General features: G+C 57.1%; 19 protein-coding genes. 14 read left to right on the top strand and 5 right to left on the bottom strand.

Features of this window, described 5'->3' with window-relative positions:
• Window positions 1–44 precede the first annotated feature (44 nt).
• The 6 genes from secE (at window position 45) to rplL (ending at window position 3,505) form a co-directional block, all read left to right on the top strand.
• Window positions 45–287: a preprotein translocase subunit SecE gene (secE, locus tag SynPROSU1_RS12795; RefSeq protein ID WP_186570826.1), complete on the top strand. Its 243-nt coding sequence runs from the start codon at window positions 45–47 to the stop codon at window positions 285–287.
• A gap of 21 nt (window positions 288–308) precedes the next feature.
• Window positions 309–977, top strand: coding sequence for a transcription termination/antitermination protein NusG (gene nusG, locus SynPROSU1_RS12790; protein ID WP_186570825.1), 669 nt, complete (start codon window positions 309–311; stop codon window positions 975–977).
• 110 nt (window positions 978–1,087) lie between these two features.
• Window positions 1,088–1,513 (top strand): 50S ribosomal protein L11, encoded by a 426-nt coding sequence (gene rplK / locus SynPROSU1_RS12785; protein WP_006851160.1) that lies wholly within the window; start codon window positions 1,088–1,090, stop codon window positions 1,511–1,513.
• Between the two features lie 71 nt (window positions 1,514–1,584).
• Complete coding sequence (gene rplA / locus SynPROSU1_RS12780; protein ID WP_115024548.1) at window positions 1,585–2,292, top strand: 50S ribosomal protein L1; 708 nt, start codon at window positions 1,585–1,587, stop codon at window positions 2,290–2,292.
• A 238-nt stretch (window positions 2,293–2,530) separates the two neighbouring features.
• A complete protein-coding gene (gene rplJ / locus SynPROSU1_RS12775; protein WP_006851480.1) occupies window positions 2,531–3,058 on the top strand; it encodes a 50S ribosomal protein L10 in 528 nt (175 codons plus the stop codon).
• A 54-nt stretch (window positions 3,059–3,112) separates the two neighbouring features.
• A complete protein-coding gene (rplL, locus tag SynPROSU1_RS12770; protein ID WP_186570824.1) occupies window positions 3,113–3,505 on the top strand; it encodes a 50S ribosomal protein L7/L12 in 393 nt (130 codons plus the stop codon).
• Window positions 3,506–3,779: 274 nt separating this feature from the next.
• On the opposite strand, the gene SynPROSU1_RS12765 is transcribed toward rplL, so the two are convergent.
• Window positions 3,780–4,520, bottom strand: a complete 741-nt coding sequence (locus SynPROSU1_RS12765) for a DUF3747 domain-containing protein (protein WP_186570823.1) — start codon at window positions 4,518–4,520, stop codon at window positions 3,780–3,782.
• 51 nt (window positions 4,521–4,571) lie between these two features.
• Between SynPROSU1_RS12765 and rnhA the strand changes: the two genes are divergently transcribed.
• Complete coding sequence (rnhA, locus tag SynPROSU1_RS12760) at window positions 4,572–5,318, top strand: ribonuclease HI (RefSeq protein ID WP_186570822.1); 747 nt, start codon at window positions 4,572–4,574, stop codon at window positions 5,316–5,318.
• Between the two features lie 8 nt (window positions 5,319–5,326).
• Window positions 5,327–6,508, top strand: coding sequence for a quinone-dependent dihydroorotate dehydrogenase (locus tag SynPROSU1_RS12755; RefSeq protein ID WP_186570821.1), 1,182 nt, complete (start codon window positions 5,327–5,329; stop codon window positions 6,506–6,508).
• A 7-nt stretch (window positions 6,509–6,515) separates the two neighbouring features.
• Here the strand turns inward: SynPROSU1_RS12755 and SynPROSU1_RS12750 are convergent, their stop codons facing one another.
• Complete coding sequence (locus SynPROSU1_RS12750) at window positions 6,516–10,508, bottom strand: ELWxxDGT repeat protein (protein WP_186570820.1); 3,993 nt, start codon at window positions 10,506–10,508, stop codon at window positions 6,516–6,518.
• 168 nt (window positions 10,509–10,676) lie between these two features.
• Between SynPROSU1_RS12750 and SynPROSU1_RS12745 the strand changes: the two genes are divergently transcribed.
• Genes SynPROSU1_RS12745 through SynPROSU1_RS12735 form a run of 3 tightly spaced genes read left to right on the top strand, consistent with a single transcriptional unit; the run spans window position 10,677 to window position 13,002 of the window.
• Entirely contained in the window at window positions 10,677–11,600 is a 924-nt protein-coding gene (locus SynPROSU1_RS12745; protein WP_186570819.1) for a hypothetical protein, read from the top strand.
• Complete coding sequence (locus SynPROSU1_RS12740) at window positions 11,597–12,277, top strand: hypothetical protein (RefSeq protein ID WP_186570818.1); 681 nt, start codon at window positions 11,597–11,599, stop codon at window positions 12,275–12,277. Before SynPROSU1_RS12745 ends, SynPROSU1_RS12740 begins: the two co-directional genes overlap by 4 nt.
• A complete protein-coding gene (locus SynPROSU1_RS12735; RefSeq protein WP_186570817.1) occupies window positions 12,274–13,002 on the top strand; it encodes a hypothetical protein in 729 nt (242 codons plus the stop codon). The genes SynPROSU1_RS12740 and SynPROSU1_RS12735 overlap by 4 nt, the downstream gene beginning before the upstream one ends.
• Before the next feature lie 262 nt (window positions 13,003–13,264).
• Here SynPROSU1_RS12735 and SynPROSU1_RS14080 read toward each other — a convergent pair whose 3' ends face one another.
• Complete coding sequence (locus SynPROSU1_RS14080; RefSeq protein WP_255444684.1) at window positions 13,265–13,456, bottom strand: hypothetical protein; 192 nt, start codon at window positions 13,454–13,456, stop codon at window positions 13,265–13,267.
• A gap of 124 nt (window positions 13,457–13,580) precedes the next feature.
• Between SynPROSU1_RS14080 and SynPROSU1_RS12730 the strand changes: the two genes are divergently transcribed.
• On the top strand, window positions 13,581–15,437 hold the full coding sequence (locus SynPROSU1_RS12730) for a type II secretion system protein GspD (RefSeq protein ID WP_255444683.1): 1,857 nt from the start codon (window positions 13,581–13,583) through the stop codon (window positions 15,435–15,437).
• Window position 15,438: 1 nt separating this feature from the next.
• On the opposite strand, the gene SynPROSU1_RS12725 is transcribed toward SynPROSU1_RS12730, so the two are convergent.
• Complete coding sequence (locus SynPROSU1_RS12725) at window positions 15,439–16,224, bottom strand: pentapeptide repeat-containing protein (RefSeq protein ID WP_186570815.1); 786 nt, start codon at window positions 16,222–16,224, stop codon at window positions 15,439–15,441.
• Window positions 16,225–16,273: 49 nt separating this feature from the next.
• Here SynPROSU1_RS12725 and SynPROSU1_RS12720 point away from each other — a divergent pair, with 49 nt between their 5' ends.
• A complete protein-coding gene (locus tag SynPROSU1_RS12720; RefSeq protein WP_186570814.1) occupies window positions 16,274–17,341 on the top strand; it encodes an aminotransferase class I/II-fold pyridoxal phosphate-dependent enzyme in 1,068 nt (355 codons plus the stop codon).
• Here the strand turns inward: SynPROSU1_RS12720 and SynPROSU1_RS12715 are convergent.
• Entirely contained in the window at window positions 17,323–18,399 is a 1,077-nt protein-coding gene (locus SynPROSU1_RS12715) for a glycosyltransferase (protein WP_186572400.1), read from the bottom strand. The two genes, SynPROSU1_RS12720 and SynPROSU1_RS12715, sit on opposite strands and share 19 nt — an antisense overlap.
• Before the next feature lie 58 nt (window positions 18,400–18,457).
• On the opposite strand from SynPROSU1_RS12715, the gene SynPROSU1_RS12710 reads away from it, so the two are divergent.
• Window positions 18,458–19,195, top strand: coding sequence for a hypothetical protein (locus SynPROSU1_RS12710; protein ID WP_255444681.1), 738 nt, complete (start codon window positions 18,458–18,460; stop codon window positions 19,193–19,195).
• The last annotated feature ends 5 nt before the right edge of the window (window positions 19,196–19,200 follow it).

Here is a 19,200-nt window from a genome sequence, read left to right as displayed (position 1 = left end):
CGAAGTGCCAGCCGGCACCGTTGTCAACTTCCGGTCCCATCACCGTGACCAGCCCCATCTCTGAGGACACCACCACATCTGACGGCTCAAAGGCCGCCGCCGATCCCACCCAATCCGGTGGATTTTTGGCGGACACGGTTGATGAGCTGAAACTCGTGGTTTGGCCCAGCCGCCAGCAATTGTTCAGCGAATCCATCGCTGTGATCCTGATGGTCAGCCTTTCGGCGGCCACCATTGCGGCTGTCAGTCGCTTCTTTGGGTGGGCTTCGTCCCAGGTGTTCCGCTGACTCGATATCACCTTTCTCGCCGTGCCCGACGACCTGACCACACCGGACGCCCCTGAGGTGCTTGATCTGCCAGCCCCGAATGAGGGGGAAGATGGCACCTTGCCTTTGGAAGCTGTCGCCAACACGGCCATTGCCCGCTGGTATGCCGTTCAGGTGGCCTCCAGCTGCGAGAAAAAGGTCAAGGCGACCCTCGAGCAGCGCGCCGTCACCCTGGGGGTGAGCAATCGGATTCTTGAAATTGAGATTCCCCAGACGCCTGCCGTCAAGTTGAAGAAGGACGGCACCCGTCAGTCCACTGAGGAAAAGGTGTTTCCCGGCTATGTGCTCGTCCGGATGGTGCTGGATGAGGACACGATGATGGCGGTGAGAAGCACCCCGAACGTGATCAATTTCGTGGGTGCTGAGGACCGCCGTGCCACTGGTAAGGCCCGTGGTCACATCAAGCCACGTCCCCTTAGTCGGTCTGAGGTTGATCGCATCTTCAAGCGGGCGGCTGAGAAGAAGACCGTCGTCAAGGTGGATCTGACCGAAGGCGATCACATTTTGGTGACGGCGGGTCCGTTCAAGGATTTCCAGGGAGAGGTGATCGAGGTGTCCGGCGAGCGCAACAAGCTCAAGGCCCTGCTCTCCATCTTTGGTCGAGAGACGCCGGTTGAACTGGAGTTTTCTCAGATCAGCAAGCAGAACTGATCCATGCGGCGGCCGTCTCCCTGCGGAGGGCGGCCTCAGGAGTGGGCAACCATTCCGCCGCACCCGACCCGAGGGTCTGGTGATCCGCAGCTGTCCAAACCACCCAGCCGATGGCCAAGAAAGTCGTAGCTGTGATCAAGCTGGCCCTAGATGCCGGCAAAGCAAACCCCGCGCCGCCGGTGGGCCCTGCCCTCGGTCAGCACGGTGTGAACATCATGATGTTCTGCAAGGAGTACAACGCTCGGACGCAGGACAAGGCCGGTTATGTGATTCCGGTGGAGATTTCGGTCTTTGAAGACCGCAGCTTCACCTTCATCACCAAGACGCCTCCGGCGTCGGTGTTGATCACCAAGGCCGCGAAGATCCAAAAGGGATCCGGTGAGTCTGCCAAGGGCAGTGTTGGATCGATCAGTCGGGCTCAGCTCGAGGAAATCGCTAAGACCAAGCTCCCTGACCTCAACTGCACCAGCGTTGAGTCCGCTATGCGGATCATCGAAGGCACCGCCCGCAACATGGGCGTTTCCATCAGCGACTGACGTCGCTGCATCTCTTCTCCAACCCATTCGGGGGAGACATCGCTGATGTCGCCTGAACCCCACCTCTGAACATGCCCAAAATCTCTAAGCGCCTGGCCAGCCTGGCCGGCAAGATCGAGGACCGTGCCTACGCCCCCCTCGAGGCGATTGCCCTGGTGAAGGACAACGCCAACGCGAAATTCGACGAGACGATGGAGGCCCATGTGCGCCTCGGCATCGATCCGAAGTACACCGACCAGCAGCTGCGCACCACCGTGGCCCTGCCCAATGGCACCGGCCAGAGCGTGCGCATCGCTGTGGTGACCCGTGGTGAGAAGGTGGCTGAAGCCAAGGCCGCGGGCGCTGAACTCGCCGGTGAAGAAGAACTGGTGGAAACCATCAGCAAGGGCGAAATGGATTTCGACCTGCTGATCGCCACCCCAGACATGATGCCCAAGGTGGCCAAGTTGGGCCGAGTCCTCGGCCCCCGCGGCTTGATGCCCAACCCTAAGGCCGGCACCGTCACCACGGATCTTGCGGCTGCGATCAAGGAATTCAAGGCCGGCAAACTTGAATTCCGTGCCGATCGCACCGGCATCGTCCATGTCCGTTTCGGCAAGGCCAGCTTCAGTCCTGAGGCCCTGCTTGAGAACCTCAAGACGTTGCAAGAGACCATTGACCGCAACAAGCCCAGTGGTGCCAAAGGCCGTTACTGGAAGTCCCTGTATGTGACCTCCACCATGGGGCCCTCCGTTGAGGTCGATTTCTCTGCCCTGCAGGACATTGAACAGGGGAGCTGATCAGGCTCTCCTCTACACTCAACCTTTGGCGAAAGCCAAATCGGGCACGCGCCCGGCCAGAGACAGCAGGATGTCCCTGGGCATGACGTCAGTCATTCCCATTGATGTAATCCCTGCCGAGGCAGACGCGACACGGTTTTGTCCCATTCGGGGTTGGATCGGCACGCGGCCTCGTCTTCGTTCAGAAGACTCGATCGGCCGTGTGCCCGGCTTGTTCCTTTGATCCGATCCAATCCCTATGGGCCGCACGCTGGAGAACAAGCAGCAGATCGTCGGAGAGCTCAAGGAGCTCCTCGCCGACGCCGAACTGGCACTTGTCCTTGATTTCAAGGGCCTGTCCATCAAGGAGATGTCTGACCTGCGGGATCGTCTGCGGGCCAGCGACAGCGTTTGCAAGGTGACCAAAAACACCTTGATGCGCCGTGCCATTGATGGCGACAGCAACTGGGCCAGCCTCGACTCCCTGCTGACCGGTACCAACGCCTTCGTCCTGGTGAAGGGCGATGTTGGTGCTGGTGTGAAGGCCGTTCAGACCTTCCAGAAGGAACTCAAAAAGTCCGAGACCAAGGGCGGCCTTTTCGAAGGCAAGCTTCTGTCGCAGGACGAGATCAAAGCCATTGCTGATCTCCCCTCCAAGGAGCAGCTCATGGCTCAGATCGCCGGTGCCATCAACGCCGTGGCCACGAAGGTCGCTGTGGGCATCAACGAGGTTCCCTCTGGTATGGCCAGGGCGCTCAAGCAGCACGCCGAAGGCGGCGAAGGCTGATTCGGCTCTGCCGAGACCACTGTTCATTGATCTGTTGCTTCCCCTTTCAAAACCATGTCTGCAAAAACCGACGAAATTCTCGAATCGCTGAAATCCCTCTCCCTGCTTGAAGCTTCCGAGCTTGTCAAGCAGATCGAAGAGGCTTTCGGTGTGTCTGCCGCAGCATCTGCTGGTGTTGTGATGGCTGCCCCCGGCGCTGCTGCTGGTGGCGGTGGCGAAGCCGCTGAGGAGAAGTCTGAATTCGACGTCATCCTCGAAAGCTTCGACGCTGCAGCCAAGATCAAGGTCCTCAAGGCCGTCCGCAACGCCACCGGCCTCGGCCTCGGCGATGCCAAGGCTCTGGTGGAAGCTGCCCCCAAGCCCGTCAAGGAAGGCATCTCCAAGGCCGACGCCGAAGCTCTCAAGAAAGAGATCGAAGAAGCAGGCGGCAAGGTCACCCTCAAGTGATCGGCTCGGGAGAGGGCATGCCCCTCTTCCCTGCTTGTTGTTGCCCAGCCACCGGTCCCTCGTGGGCCGGTTTTTTTTATGTTGTTCGGCTGCCAACAAAAAAGCCCCGCCAAAGGCGGAGCTTTCGTCGAGAGGAACACGTTCAGGAGTCTGTCCTTGTTTCGACCCTGAAGAGGCGTTCTGCACTCCTCACACAAATGCAAACTAAGAGCGAGGATTTGATTGTCAGCCCCTGTCTGGTCGCTCTCTCGACTGGCACTGTGCCGGTTTGCCGTCAACGGCCGTAGGGAATCACCTGCAATCGAATCGGGCCACTGCTAACTATGCGGCTGGCTGTTGTTCGACCTGCTCTTCTGCGCGTTGGTCCTGCGGCAGGGAGGGGAGGTGGTGCGACCGGTGGCATCGGCGTTCCCAATCGCCTGAATCCGGAACGTTGGCCTTGGCTGCTGGCCCGTGCGAGCAGCAGGTTCACCGGTGCCTTGTGGGCAAAGTACAGATGGTTCAGCTTGCGCCCTTGGTAAACGCGCCGTTCCAGTGCCCAGCCAGGTGCCAGTTGCAGGGGGACGAATCCGTTGGGATCACGACGGTGGACAGGGGCCTGCCCGACCAGGAGTGGTGCCCTTTGCTGGGGGTCGAGGGCTTCGAGTTTCAGTGATGCGCCGGATTGTTTGAGACGGAAGCGGAAGCGGGTTCCGAGATCTTGGTCACCGCTGCGCAACGAGTAGCCATTGCTGTCCAGGTAGCGCTTGCAGATTCTGGTGAAGTCGAAGCGATTCAGGCTGGGCTCCACCAGTCCGTCCTGGCGTGGCGTCCAGCAGCGCGGTTGGGGCTTGATTTGTTCCAGAACCAGCAATTTCCACTGGGCCCTCCCAACGGGTTGTGCGAGGACAGCGAAGCGCTCCTGAGGAACTGCTGTGCTCTCAAACAGGGGCCGCGCCGCGCCCTCCTGCGGTAGGCCAGCGCCCATCAGCCCCACGGCAGTCAGCCCGGCAGCCCGCAGGTAGGTTCGGCTCATGCACGGTGACCCCAGAAACCGTGTTGTACCGAACAGTGTTGGGACAGATCAATGGCCGAAGGACGGGGACGTGTTGTGGCTGCAGCGACCGACGGTGCCTGCAGCGGCAACCCTGGTCCGGGAGGTTGGGGTGCCTTATTGCGTTTTGAAGACGGCAGTGTTGAGGAATTCGGGGGCCATGCGCCCGACACCACCAACAACCGCATGGAATTGCAGGCGGCGTTGGAGGTGTTGCAACGCCTTGAGCAACTGCCCCGTCATCCCGATCTCACCCTGCGCACCGACAGTAAATACCTGATTGATGGTCTGGGGTCCTGGATCAAAGGCTGGAAGCGCAAAGGCTGGAAGACGGCTGCCGGCAAGCCAGTGCTCAATCAGGATCTCTGGAAGGCCCTCGATACCGCCCGCCTGGACGACGTCCCCCTGCGGTACGTCAAAGGCCACAGCGGTGATCCAGACAACGAACGGGTGGACCGCATTGCTGTGGCGTTCTCCCATGCTGCGCAGCCGGGCTTGGTCCTGCAGCAGGGAGCGTCCAAGCGGCCTTCTTCGGAGGCCGTGCCAGAGGCTGCTCCCAAGCCTCTGCTGTTGTTGTTGTCACGTTTGGAGGTGGCGGATCGGTTGGCGCAGGGCGGATACAGCCTGTCGTTGACGGAGCTGGCGCAGTTGGTGGAACAGCCGTTCAAACAGCTGGAAACCAAGCGGGAGAGCTGGATCTGGAGGGATTGGACTGTGCAACCCCAGGGGGATGGCCGCTGGACCCTGCAACGCCGCGAGGCAGGATCAGGACAGTCCTGAGCCCGAGCATGTCGCCGTCCTCTTCGGCCGGACCGCTCAGCAGCGGTGCCTTCTATCAACGTTGGCTTGGTCCGGCACTGGCGCGAGACGACGGCCTGGACGCTGAACAGCTGTCGCGTACAGCGCTGACGGCGCTGGGTCAGGCCAGCCTGCGGCGGCGTTGGCCAGGGGTGACCACGGTGCTCGGTGGCGTGGCGGCAGATCTTCAACGGCGTGATCTGCGCCTGGAGCAGGTCTTGTTTGGTTGCCGTTTCCCCAACCCGGTGGGTTTGGCGGCGGGGTTTGACAAAAACGGAGTAGCGGCTGGTATCTGGGATTGCTTCGGCTTTGGCTTTGCCGAAGTGGGCACGGTGACTTGGCATGGCCAGCCGGGTAACCCAAAACCGCGGCTGTTTCGTTTGGCGGAAGAACAGGCAGCGTTGAACCGGATGGGATTCAACAATGACGGCGCCCAGGCGCTGTTGAAAACGCTGGAGCGGCAACGCTTGGATCCACCGGGCCGGCGGTCTGCTGTGCTCGGGATCAATGTCGGCAAATCCAAAATCACGGCCCTGGAGCAGGCCCCAGATGACTACGCGGCCTCCCTGGAGTTGTTGTCTCCGATGGCGGACTACGCAGTGATCAACGTCAGCTCTCCCAACACACCCGGACTGCGGGATCTGCAAGACACCACCCAGTTGCGGCGACTTGTGGAGCGGCTGCGACGCTTGGCGGCCTGCCCGCCACTGCTCGTGAAAATCGCACCGGATTTGGACGATGAGTCGATCGATGCCATTGCTCGTCTGGCCTTTGAGGAGGGCTTGGCCGGTGTGATCGCGGTCAACACCAGTCTCAATCGGCTTGGCCTGGAGCAACGGCGTCTGACTCAGACCGGGCGCACCCTCGCGGAGGAGGCCGGTGGGCTCAGCGGTGCGCCGCTGCGCCACAGGGCTCAGGAGGTGATTCGTCGGCTACGGGCCAGTGCTGGCCCTGCGTTGCCTTTGATCGGAGTGGGTGGCATTGATTCTGCGGAAGCCGCCTGGGAGCGGATTACGGCGGGTGCATCGCTGGTGCAGCTCTACACCGGTTGGATTTTTCAAGGGCCGGATCTGGTGCCGCGGATCTTGGAGGGTCTGCTGCTCCAGCTGGATCGCCATGGTCTCCGCACGATTGCTGAGGCGTCCGGCACTGGTTTGCCCTGGCAGGACTGAAATCAGATCAAATCAGGCCAATGTCTGTCGGGTTGAGATCTGGAGCACCCTTGAGAATGGCAAACAGCCCTGACTCGTTGGGATCTCCGAAGCCGGCTTTGCGTCCGTTCTGATCGAAATAGAGTTCTCCAGTGGGCTCGAAATAGATAATGTTGCTCTTGCGTTCAAGCTCACGGTTGAACTTCTGCAATGTATTGGTGGTCTTGAAGTGTCGCTTTTTGATCCCCGCGAATGAATTCGGGTTCAGCTGAATGGTGTCTCCTTCATTCCTTGAGAATCGCGTGATCTGATCTGCCTTCTTGGTTCCAAATTGATTGTCTTTTGAGAAGATGAATTCATCGGCAGTGTTTTTTTTGCCGACAAGTCGTCCTCTGCCACGTTTGTCATTAACCAATCTTGTTAAGTTCAGCTCTTTTGCGCTGAGATTATTTTGTTTGGACCTTTTGGATGACTGTGTGCTGAGATTCGGTGTGCCGATTCTCCAGAGTTCGCGACCATGATTTTCGCTTTTGGCGGAGAAATAAACCACGCCATCCACTTCAGTGATTGATCTGGGGGATGAATCTTTGGATCCTTTATTGATGTCGCTGAGCATATATGTTCCGCTCTGGGTTCCATCGCTGATCCACAGCTCTTCTCCAAATTCTCCATCATTGGCACTGAAGTAAGTTTTCGTGCCCACCGTTACGAATCCCTTCGGATCTGAGCTGCCTTCCCCTGGATTGATGTCTTTCAGCAGTGTGTTGCCTTTTGCTTTGCCATTGGAAATCCAGAGCTCTCGGCCAAGGCTGTTTTGGTTGTCGTCCTCGCTGGGAATGCTGGTGCTTCCATCAGGGGAGGAGTCTGTGCTTCGAGATGCAGCAGTGGAGGGGATTCCTTCGGGGATCCGAATGGGTAGAGATGTAGATAAGGATTGATCGGAGAGAGGTTGATAGTATTGATTCCAGTCTTCAGCGAGTGAAGCATCATTGTTTTCGACAAGGATTGAGGTTGCCAGTGCATCTGCCCAAAATCTTGCGAAATTAAGAAACTCAGGGTTGTCGAACTCTCTGTAGGAGTCAATATTCCTGTTGTAATCTTCTATATAATCAAGTGCTTTTGTTTCGATCCCGTCAGCAGCAACCATGAATCCACCGGGATCTGATCCCGAATCGGATGTTCCCCCTGTGGACGGTGTTGTGTTGTCGCTGTCGTCCGAAGGATCAATCCTTGTGACGGCACTAAAGAAAAGTTGATCGCGGGAAGCGTGCAAATCATCTGGCTCAGTTGCTTTTGCCTCTCCCAGGCTTCCTCGTATTTCAGTGACGTTCAGACCACTGCCGTCCAGTTTTAAGATTTGACGTCCGTAGAGGTAGGTGTTTCCAGTAAAATAAAGATCGCCTTGGAGAAGGCTAAAATCTTCTGGATCAGAATCCAATGTGCCCGGATTAATATCCAGCATCATCTTGGTGCCGCTTTTGGTACCATCACTGCTCCATAATTCACGGCCATAGCTATTGCCTTCAGCGGCAAAAATGATATTGCCGTTCAGTGCCGTCAGCTCGCTGGGATTGGATCCTATTCTTGAGCCTGAGCGGATGTCATGCACTAATGCAGCTTGGTCTGTTTTCAAGTCGTAGCGCCAGAGTTCGCGTCCGCGTAAACCGTCATCGGCTGCCATATAAAGGCTGTTGTTCTGAACCAACAAATCAGATGGAGACGAGCTGCCTTCTCCAGGCTGGATATCAGCTACCAATTCTGTCCCTTTTTGCTTTCCATCGGTGATCCATAGTTCGGCGCCGTTGCGACCATCATTTGCCGCAAAGAAAAGTGATTGCTTGTAGCTTGTGAATGATGCTGGGGAAGAATTTTTTTTGCCTTTATTGATATCTAGAAACAGTTTTGTCGATTCTGTGGATCCCTGGCTGACCCAAGGCTCCTGACCATTACGACCGTTATTTGCACTAAAAAATAATTGTCCGCGATGATTATAGAGTTCTTCCGGATTTGAGCTTTGCGCACTTGCCCTTATGTTTTTGACGAGGCTACTTTCGACTGTGACTGGAGGATTTGACTCGCAATTGTCTTGATCATCATCTGTGCATCCAGCTGATGTGGCTACATCGAGAACCGTCACGGTGACGAATTGATCGGCCTTCAGCCCCAAATCATCATCTGTAGCTCTGATAACGACCTCATAGTTGTTGTCGCGGCTGAAGTCGTTGGGTTTTTCGTAATTTGGAGACGACTTGAAATTCAGTGCGCCTGTTTTTTTATCAATCTTGAACCGCTTGCTGTCAACACCGCCATTGATGCTCCAAATTACTGAATCTGGATCTTCAATGGTGCTGGAGAAGGTGTAGACAAAAGTTTGATTTTCATAGACTTCTATGGTCGACTCTTTTGCGCCGATATTTCCACTTGGTCCTTCAATGCTTGGTCCAATTGTCCAGAGTTCTCGGCCACGCTTACCATCATTTGCTGTGAATAAAAGTTGCTGGTCAGTATTGATAAGTTGACGAGGATCGCTGCTGGAAGGGCCACTATAAATATCCGCAAATAGCTCGACATCACTATTATTTTTGCTGATATTTTGGCTCCAAAGCTCAATCCCTCGTTCTCCGCCGTTAGCAGAAAAATAAAGAAATTTTTGATTGCCTTTTTTTGTTTTAGTTTCAATCAGCTGGAAGTTCTGAGGATTGGAAGATCTGATTCCTGGATTGATATCCTGCAATTGTTGCGCAGATTTTCCATTCTTGATCACCCACGGCTCTCGCCCTTTGCTTGATTTTGCGGAGTAGTAAAGCTTGCCGTCGATTTCTGTGAGATGGCGCGGATCTTCTCCACTCTTTTCAATCTTTTGAACTTTGTTCTTCTCGGTTATGACCCAAAGCTGCCTTCCGCTTCCGTCATCTGCTGTGAAAAACAGCCGATTGCCAACAACGGTGAGCTCTTCTGGTGTTGAACTCCCATCTGGATGGATATCCTTGACAAGTTTTTCACCAACCCCTTGGTTGCTGATCGACCAGAGTTCAAATCCATTGCTCCCGTCATTGGCAGTGAAGTAGAGATTTTTTTTGAATGCCGTTAAGCTTTTGGGAAATGAACTGCCTGTTGCAGTGTAATATTCGTCGTAGAGGTTAGGTGGCGAAGCCGTGCCATCGATTGGGTTGTATATTCTGTAGCTTTCATTATTGATTGGTATGGGATATGTGCCATTTTCGGTGCCGTTGCTGAACCAGAGTTCGATTCCCCCAAGTTGAATGGTATCGGCAAAGCCGTCAATGACGGCGTCAACAGTTTGCGTTGAATAAGCGGTAAAGAAAAAGTTTCCCCCACCGGCACTTGTGAAACTTCCTGGGAAAGAATCTGTGGAAAACTCAGGGTTATTGGTGCTGAATTCAGCTGTTTCAATTGTTAATGTCTGTTCGCCTGTTGTATCGTCGACTTCGATCGATTGATTTGTAATGTATCGATCAGGAAATAAGTTTTTAAACAGCTTGGTCCCTACATCATCTCCTTCCCAGCGCCATAACTCATAGCCATTGCGGCTTCCTTGCGGGCCACTTGAGCTGAAAAAGAGTGTGTCATCTTCTGCAAATAAATTGTATGCTGCAAAATTATCTGATCCTGGATAGAGAGTGTCGACTTTTGTTGTTCCGGCTGATGTTCCATCACTGCTCCAGATTTCATATTGATCAGAATCTTGGGCTATGAAATAAAGCTTTCCATTTGCTTCCGTCAGATTGCTGATGCCATCAAATGACCGTATCAGCCGTGTTCCGCCATCACTCCCATCGCTTTTCCAAAGACCAATTCCAGTGTTAGCGCCTGTGTTTTGGCTGCCTTCTTCGTTGCCTTCTTCGCTTTCATCATTGTTGTCGCCGTCACTGGGTGGTGTAGAGCTGTCATCCGCTGATCCAGAATCAGCCACAAAATATAGAATTCCTTCAATATCAATGAGCTCATTTGGGGACGAGCTCCCATTGGGGTTGATATCCTTAACGATCAGTCCTGCCATGACTAGCCTTTAGATCCTTTCACTTTAGTGTTAGCCGTTCAGGCTGTCGTTTTTTTTGCAGATTCTCATGCGCTCCTCATGGTTTGCTTAGTTGTCTGTCTTTCCTACTAATTACTACCAAGTTTTGATAGTTTTTGGTGACTGGTCACGAGTCCAGTGCCGCCATTCATGTTTTCCACACTGCCGCAGTGGCAAGCCAGCCGCTTGGCGTGGTCCCGCTTGATTCATCCCCGTCCGGTGCTGGTGACGATCTCTGATGCGGGAGCGACCTTCTGTTGGAGACATGGTCGCCGTTGGAATTTCCGTTCTGCTTCCTGGCCCAATGGTGCCTGTCGTGATGGTTCACCTCAAAACCGAGAAGCAATTGGTGAGTTGATCGCTGATCTTCTATTTGATCTGGATCTTCCCGGTGCTGAACTGGTGCTTTGCCTTCCTCCTGCAGCGGCCCATTGGCGTGTCATTGACGGTTTGAGTGCAGATGCTTTCACCACCGAAGGTTTGCGTCGCGACTGCCTTGGTTCCGTGGATCTCCCGTTCGATCTCGAGCAGAGCTATCTGTTGACCACATCAATTCAAGACAGCATTGCTGTTGCCGGAATACCGCGTTCATCGTTGCAGGCTTGGATTGAAGTGGCTGAGATCGCGGACCTGCCTTTGCGTCGGATCAGTTGGTCATTGACCGATGCTCTACGGGCATTGGCAACGCTCACTCAGGATTGGAGCGGTGACCTTGCCTGGCTTCTGGTTCACGACAGAAGGGTCCGTTTGGTTCTCATGCGGGATCGCACTCCAGAGATCGATCACACTTTTGCCACAATTGATTTCGACGCCTGTCGCGCTGAGGCCCGCGCTTGTCTTCTGGCGTGGCAACAAACGCTGGACGCCCCCACCCCCCTGGGCTGGTGGTTAACCCTGGACGATGCCCATGACTGTGATTGGAATCAGATTGTTGATGCTGCTGCCGGTGAGCAGGTTGTGAACAAACCACTGCCATGGACTCCTGATCCCTGGGCTGATTCAGCTGAGGAGAATGCTTTGTGTCCACTGGCGCATCTTGCTTTGATGGCACTTCACGAGGAGGAGTCCTGGTGAAGTCTTCGGGGCAGCTGGGCTTGTCGGATTGGCTGCGGGAGCGTCGGCTTGAGCTTGGTTTGCCTCAAGAGCCTGTTGTTCATCAGTCCCTCCCCCGATTGCTGTTGAAAGGGGGTCTTCCTGGCCTTGGTTTGATTTTGGCGCCCTTTGCGCTGATGCTTTTTTTGGAGAATCAGCAGGGACGCCTCGAGGCGGACGTGGTTGAGCTTGCTCCTGTGGAGGCGCGTGTTGGGGATGCCGAGGCCAGGCTCAACACCATGGCTAAACAGCGCGCTGCTCTGAATCAACAAACCAATCGGATTGCTTCCCAGCTGGTGGCCTTGCGGTCTGGATCAGCTCTGTTGGAGCAGATGCGAGAGGTGACGCCGCAGGGTGTTCGCTTGCTCTCGGTTGCAGCGCTTCCGTCCAAGCTGATCATCAAAGGAGAAGCAGAAGGCATGGATGCCTTCGAGCGAATTAATGCGTTAGCCCTCAATCTCGAGGCCCAGGCTGAACTGCGCGTTGACGGAACATTGATCGTGAAGGCGTCGGCGAATGACACTGGTCTGATTGATTTCAGCCTCGAATCAGCCATTGATCCTTCGGCCAGGGCCACACCGGAGCGGCTTCGTGAGCTGGGTTCGGAGGGGTTGGCACGACGGTATGAGTTGTTGAAGACCCGGGGTATTGGGTTGTGACCAATCTGATTCCCTCGGGTCGTCGTCAATGGATCACCCGTGGTCGTGTGGTGGTGGGTTTGCCCATCGCATTTGGGCTGCTGCTCAGCTTGCCCTTGCTCCTTTTGGTGTTGCGTCCCGCCTGGGAGGAGATCCAGGAGCTTGAGCGACGACGTGATTCCTTGCTGACGCTGCAAGCCAACCTGCCAGAGGTTGAGCGGCAGTTGAAAAAGGAGAGTTCTGCGCTCGAACAGGCTCAGAGGCAACAGGCGTTGTTGATTGGCTTGCTGGCTGGGCGGGAAAAAGTGCAAACCTTCCTGGCTCTTCTGAACCAACAAGCCCTGTTATCGGGTGTGACCATTCAGCGCTATGAGCCGATCAAGACGCCAACGCCGTCTTCGGCATCGCAACGGCAATCATCTCGATCGACGTCGAAGCCGGGTGACGAGCCCACAGAACCGACGGACCCTCTGCTGGTGTTGGGGTATCAGAAGTCATCGGTTGCGTTGGAGGTCAGCGGTCCCTACGCCGGTTTACAGGAGTTTCTCCAACGGATGGAAGCTCTGGAACTGTTGGTTGAAAGCAGCGACCTTGAGATCAAGGCAGCAGTGCAGGGCAACGATCAAGAAGGCGCCACGCCACCGGTTGAATCGCGAACGCAGTTGACGGTTCAACTGAGCTTTTATGACCCGCCGTCGGAAGGCAAGTTGGATTCAGACAACTCCAAGGAAGAGTCGCCCAGTTGAGTCTGGTGATTGCCTGTTCTGATCGATACCATCAGGCCGGACGTCTTCTGAGTGCGACAACGGAAGTGAGGAGATCAATTTTTCGTCATTCGCTTCCCCTCGCTCTCCTGATTGGTTTCGGCTGCCTCAGTGCCGAGATCGTCGTTGTCATGGCTTCTGCTCCCGCCGTGGCCCGATCGACGGTGGCCTTGAAACTGCGACGGTTAGGAGACCGCGTCGATTTGGTGGTCTCCGGCCTCGGAGACAATCCACGTCTGATCAGTCAGCGCAGTTCGGCATCGGGTTGGTTCGGTCGTTTGCGCGGGACGACGTCATCGGCATCGACCGTTCCGCAGGAAGTTGCGATGCCGTCCCTTGGCTTGTTGTCCGTTGGACTCAAGGCCGGAACGGATGCGTCCTTCGAATTGACGGTCAAAACCGTGGAGGGGATGGTTTTGCCACAGCCTGTTCTCAACAGCACTGGCTCCAGCTTGATCGTGTCGTTCCGCCCGCTGCCGATGCGTTCGACAGCAGTTCAAGCCGGGCGGCTGGATCTGAGCCGGCCGGGTCGGGTTCAGCAGCCTGTGATGGTTCCCCCCATGCGAGCCCGCGCCGCTGCACCGCCGCTGGGGGATATCGCTGTCGGCTCCATGCTGCTCAACAACCGCAGCTATGTGCAGGCCACAGGACCGTCGGTCTCCCTGACCTTGAACAATGCTCCAGCCAAGGACGCCCTGATGTCTTTGGCTCGATTGGGTGGGTATGGCTTCGTTTATGTCGGCGATCCTGAGTCGGACCCGACCAAGACGACTCCCGTCGGGGTGACGATGGCGTTTCGAAATGAGCGTTTTGATCGGGCTCTAAACAGTGTGCTTTTGGCGTCGGGTCTGCAAGCCAAATTGGATGGCCGCACGCTGATGGTAGGTACAGCGATTTCATCGAAGACATTTGGGCCGCAGATGTCGAAGGTGTTTCGTTTGAATCAGGTCAAAGTTGATAAGGCTGCTAACTATTTGGCCAGCCTCGGGGCATCAATGAATGTCATCAATACGATCACGACGACGACGGGCGAGGCTTCATCTGCAGGTACCAATCAGCTCAGCAATCAGACCAGTCAGACCACTCAGAAATCAACGCAGGTCGAAACCTATGGCGCATCTGTTGGCCCATTGCTTGGTTTAACGGGAACAACCGATACGCGACTTGGCACCGTCACCCTGGTTGGTGATCCACAATTGATTTCCTCTGCGGAAAGTTATCTCAAGCAGCTCGATCTGCGTCGACGTCAGGTGGCAGTGAAGGTGCAGATTCTGAATGTGAATCTCGCGAATGACCGTTTCGTGGATGCAAGCTTTTCGGCGCGGATGGGCGATACTTTTATTGTTAGTGAAAGCGGCAAGGGTCATCTCAACTTCGGTCAGTACAAGCCGGGAGGGCCTTCTGGCTCAGGAATCTATGGTCAGGGTGTCTCCGGTGTTCCTGGAACCTACTCAAGCTACGGGCAGGTTCCGCAACAGCGTGTCGTTCAACCCATGGTTGCGTCTCAGTCGGTCGTGAATCCCGTGGTTCAGGAACAAGCCGTGTTTCCACCGCAAGAGCCCGGCGGGGATCCGATTTTTGTGCCGAAGCTGGATTCGATGGGTCGTCCGATTTATGTGCCCAGCTCCGATCCCGCCGCATCCCAAACGCTTAAGCCCGTCTACGACAGCAATGGTCAGCCGATTTATGTGCCTGATGCCAATCCGGCTGCGGAGCAAACATTGAAGCCTGTGTATGACAACAAAGGGCGCGTTAAGTATGTCCCCAGTTCAGAGCAGTACCGTCAACCCGGCAATTCGTTCTATGCCTACATTGAGGCACAAATAATTGCAAGAAATGCAAAAACATTGGCTCAGCCAACGTTGCTGGTTCAAGAGGGTGAGAAGGCCACTGTAGAGACGGGCACAGATGTGGTGGTGAATGTTGAGAGGGATGAAAATGGTGATACCGGTACGACGACGTATACCTACGAAAAGGAAACGGCTGGGCTTACGCTTGAGGTGGATGTCGATAAAATTGACGACAACGGATTCATCACTATGAATGTGAATCCTTCTGTCTCAGTTCCTGTGCCAGCCCAGCAGGCCCCTGGCACCGAAACTGGTGGTGCGCAGATCTTCAATCTCAATAAGCGTGATCTGCAATCTGGATCTATCCGCCTAAGAGATGGTCAGACATTGATCCTCACAGGTGTGGTCTCTGAGCAGCAGATTGAGGAGGTGAAGAAGTGGCCGATCCTGGGCGATCTGCCTCTGATTGGCAGCATGTTCCGCAGCAGTGAATCGACGCGATCCAAGGATGAGCTGGTGATTCTGGTCACCCCTCGGGTTCTCGACGACGACCAGGGGGGTGTCTTTGGCTATGGCTATCGCCCCTCAACCCAGCAAGCGACCCAGCTGATGCAGAACGGGTTTTAGGTCAGGGCAGCATCGGAGACAAAGCCCGCAGAGCGATGGGTGCCAGGGCGTGAGCGGTAGAGAGCGCCCCGCTGAGGAGCCGTGATCCGACACCATTTCCACCCTTCGATGCTGGGTTGTCAATGGTTGCTGTGGCTTTTTGGCTGGCTTCCTGAAGTTGTTGGGCTTTCTCTTCGTCGCCCTGATTGCCGAACAGTTCTCCGGCGTGGGCCAGATCCCGTGAGGCGCCGTTGATGTTCCCCAGTTCACCCCGACATAACCCCCGCGCCACCCAGCTCAGCGGTTCGCTTGGTTCCGCCGTAATGGCGGCACTGAACAAGGTCTCAGCCTGTTTCCATTGGCCGTTTTCGGCTGCTGTCACTCCGGCGTTGTGCAGTGCAGCATGGCTGCGGACGCCTTGGTTGATGCCGTGGGCTCCTTGCCAGTGCGCCTGTTCGAGAGCTCCGTCGTCGAGCCGTGCGCCACTGAGATCGGCCTGGCGCAGGTCGGTGCCGTAGAGCGTGCTGCCGCGCAGATCGGCGCCGCGCAGGGAGGCCCCCCGCAGGTTGGTGAATTGAAGGTTGCTCTTTCGCAGGTCAGCGCCATCGAGCCTCGCCTGTCCGAGGTTGGCGCGTTGCAGTTGGGCTCGCTGTAGATCGGCGTCCCGCAGGTCGGCGTGGACAAGATCCACATCCGCAAGGCGACAGTCCGGGCAATTCCGTTGCTGCAGCAACAAGATCAAGTCGTCTGCCCGTGCTGCCAGAGGCGAGGCGAGGAGCAGTGTGAGTAGCAGCACTCGGGCTGGCATCGGCAGTGGGCCACGCTGGTGATGTCTCTGCGTTTTATCTGGAGTCGGGATGGGCGTCGACCTGCGCCATGGCGGCAACCGCGAAGCAGTCGCGGCAAGGTTGAACTGTCGGCCATCCCAGCTGCTGGATGCCAGTGCCTCTCTGGCCCCCTGGAGTCCGCGCTGCTCCCGCATCTCCCTCTCTGCCATCCGCGACTATCCCGATCGGGGTCAGATCTCCCTGCGCCGAGTGATGGCCGGCCTGCACGGCCTCGACCCTGAAGCGGTGTTGCCTGGGAACGGGGCGGCAGAGTTGTTCACTTGGGCGGCGCGCGACGCTGCGACTGCGGGCGTCAGTGGACTGCTGGCGCCTGGGTTTGCTGACTACAGGAGGGCTCTGGCGTGCTGGAACGCCCCCTGGATCGACGTTCCTTTGGTCTTGCGTTGGGATCACCCCGGCCCTCTGGCGCATCCCCCCTTGCAGGCGTCGGTGGCCTGGATCTGCAATCCCCACAACCCCACAGGACAACTGTGGAGCCGTGCGTCGTTGGAGCCTCTGCTGGCCTCCCATGACTTGGTCATCTGCGATGAGGCCTTCCTGCCTTTGGTGTCTGAGGGGGAGCAGCAATCGATGATTCCGCTGGTTGAGCACCACCCCAACCTGGTGGTGATTCGCAGTCTTACCAAGTTGTTTGGGGTGGCGGGTTTACGCATTGGGTACGCCGTTGCGCACCCGGATCGCCTGAAGCGCTGGTCGGGGTGGCGCGACCCCTGGCCGGTGAATGGCATCGCTGCAGCGCTGACTGAGCAGCTGTTGGTGCCACGGCGGCGGTATCAGCGTTGGTGCCGCCGGGTGCAGCATTGGACGGCGACCGAAGGGGCCTGGATGCAACGCCACCTGGCCAGCGTCCCCGGCCTGTGCCCCATGCCCTCCAGCGCCAATTTCCTGCTGATCTCCGGTGTGGGTTCGCTGGTTCCGCTGCGGGAAGCCCTGGAAAGGAGCTATCGCATCCTGCTGCGCGACTGCCGCAGCTTTGAGGGGCTGGGTGAGTCCTGGTTGCGAATCGGTCTGCAGACCCGCGCCAACAACCGTCGGATCGTTGGAGCTCTGCAGCGGCTTCAGTCCACCAAGGTCTGAAGCAACGCGGCCAGTTGACCCTCTGCATCACGCTCCGCCAAGGCATTCATGCCCTCACGCATCTGGATGAGTGGATCGGATTCAGCAGTCGTGTGCCCCAGCTTTGCTCCCAGGAGCCGTTGAACGGTGTTCAACAACATGGGCTGATCAGGATCGTGCTGATGCACGATTACGGCAGCACCGAGGGATGCGGCACAGGCGGCATTGGCCTCCTGGTGCCGGTCTGCCGCCTGCGGAAACGGCACCAGCACGCTGGGAGTTCCGCAAACCGCCAATTCACTGAGGCTGCCGGCTCCTGCGCGGCTGATGGCCAGGTCGGCATGTTGCAACAGCCCGGGAATTTCATCGCTGAAGCAGCGTTCCACCAGCTGTGGGTGCTGCAGCTGCTGGATGTCGGGATCGTTGTCGCCGGTGAGGTGCACCACCCGGCAGCCCTGTCCCAGCAGGGTCGGTAGAACGGCTCGCACCATGCGGTTGAGACCGACGGCGCCCTGACTGCCGCCCATCACCACCAGCAGCGGGCCTTCGCCGGAGGGCACCCAAGTTGGCAGGGGTTGCTCCGCGAGGAAGCTCGAACGCACCGGCGTGCCCGTCAGCACTGGCTGGCTGCCGGGGATCCGTGCGGCAGCAGCCGGGAGACCAACGGCCACAGCGCTGCAGAAGCGACCCAGCAATCGGGTGACGCGACCAGGGATGGCATTGGATTCATGCAGCACCACAGGAATGCCGCACCAGCGCGCCCCAAGGATCGCGGGAGCGGCGATGTAGCCGCCGGTGGTGAAAACGATATTGATCGCGCTCCGGCGGATCACCCGCCGAACGCTGACGCTGGCGACCAACAGGCGCAGCAGCTGCAGCAGCTTGGTGAGTCCACGTCCCTGCAGTCCGCCGGCGTTCACGCACACCAAACCAAAGCGTTCCGGCACCAGGCGCGTTTCGAGTCGATCGGGAACTCCCACCCAACGCACGGGCCATTGGTCTTCTACGGCTTCTGCAACAGCCAGAGCTGGGAAGAGATGGCCGCCGGTGCCGCTGGCAGCGATCAGAAGCCGGGTCATCGCGTCGGCCATCTCCGATCACCAGGCCTAACTTAATTGGGTTGTTGCGTTCCGGCCCGTGCGTCGTTTTCTGGGAGCCACGCTCGTGTCGGCCATGGCGTTGGCGCTGTCGCCGGTCCATGCCATCGAGCAGCCTGGACGTGTGGGCAGTGCTGAGGACACCTTCAGTCATCGTCTGCAAACGGTGTTGAACAGCGGAAGTGCATCAGCCTTTGAGACCGTTGCCAGCGTCGACCTGCAGCCTGTTTTGGCCCAGCGTTATCAGCGATTTCGTCAGGATTTTCCCGAGGTCACCTGGCGAGTGGAGACTGCAGCGCCGACAGCGGATGGTCGTTCGACCTTGACCCTGCGGGTGCGTGGTGCCGCTGAATCAGAGGGACTGATCTATGACCTGCAGGCCACCGAGCAGATCGCCATTCGTCTGGAGGGCGGGCAACTGGTTGAACAGGAGCTGTTGGCGCAGCAGTCGTTGCTGCGCAGCGGTGAACGCCCCCTGGCGGTCAACCTCGTCATCCCTGATGTCGTGCTTACGGGAAGTCGCTATGACGTCGATCTGGTGGTCGAGGAGCCGCTTGGTAAAGCACTGGTCGCTGGCGGCTTGATCGACCTCACTGATGAGCAGCTGACGGCTCAGATTCGGCCGAATGTGCCGCTGGCCCCCCTTGGTGGCGGTGGGTTGTTCAAGAGTGTCCAGGCCCCGCAGCAACCTGGTTCACAGACTTGGGCTGTGATGCTGGTGCATCCCGATGGGGTGGTGACGGCAACCAAACGGGTGCGGGTGGTCAGCAGCAACTGACCAGC

Source organism: Synechococcus sp. PROS-U-1 (genome assembly GCF_014279755.1).
GTDB lineage: Bacteria > Cyanobacteriota > Cyanobacteriia > PCC-6307 > Cyanobiaceae > Parasynechococcus.
The sequence above is the reverse complement of the archived record's forward strand: the minus strand, read 5'-3'. Positions and strand labels throughout refer to the sequence as shown.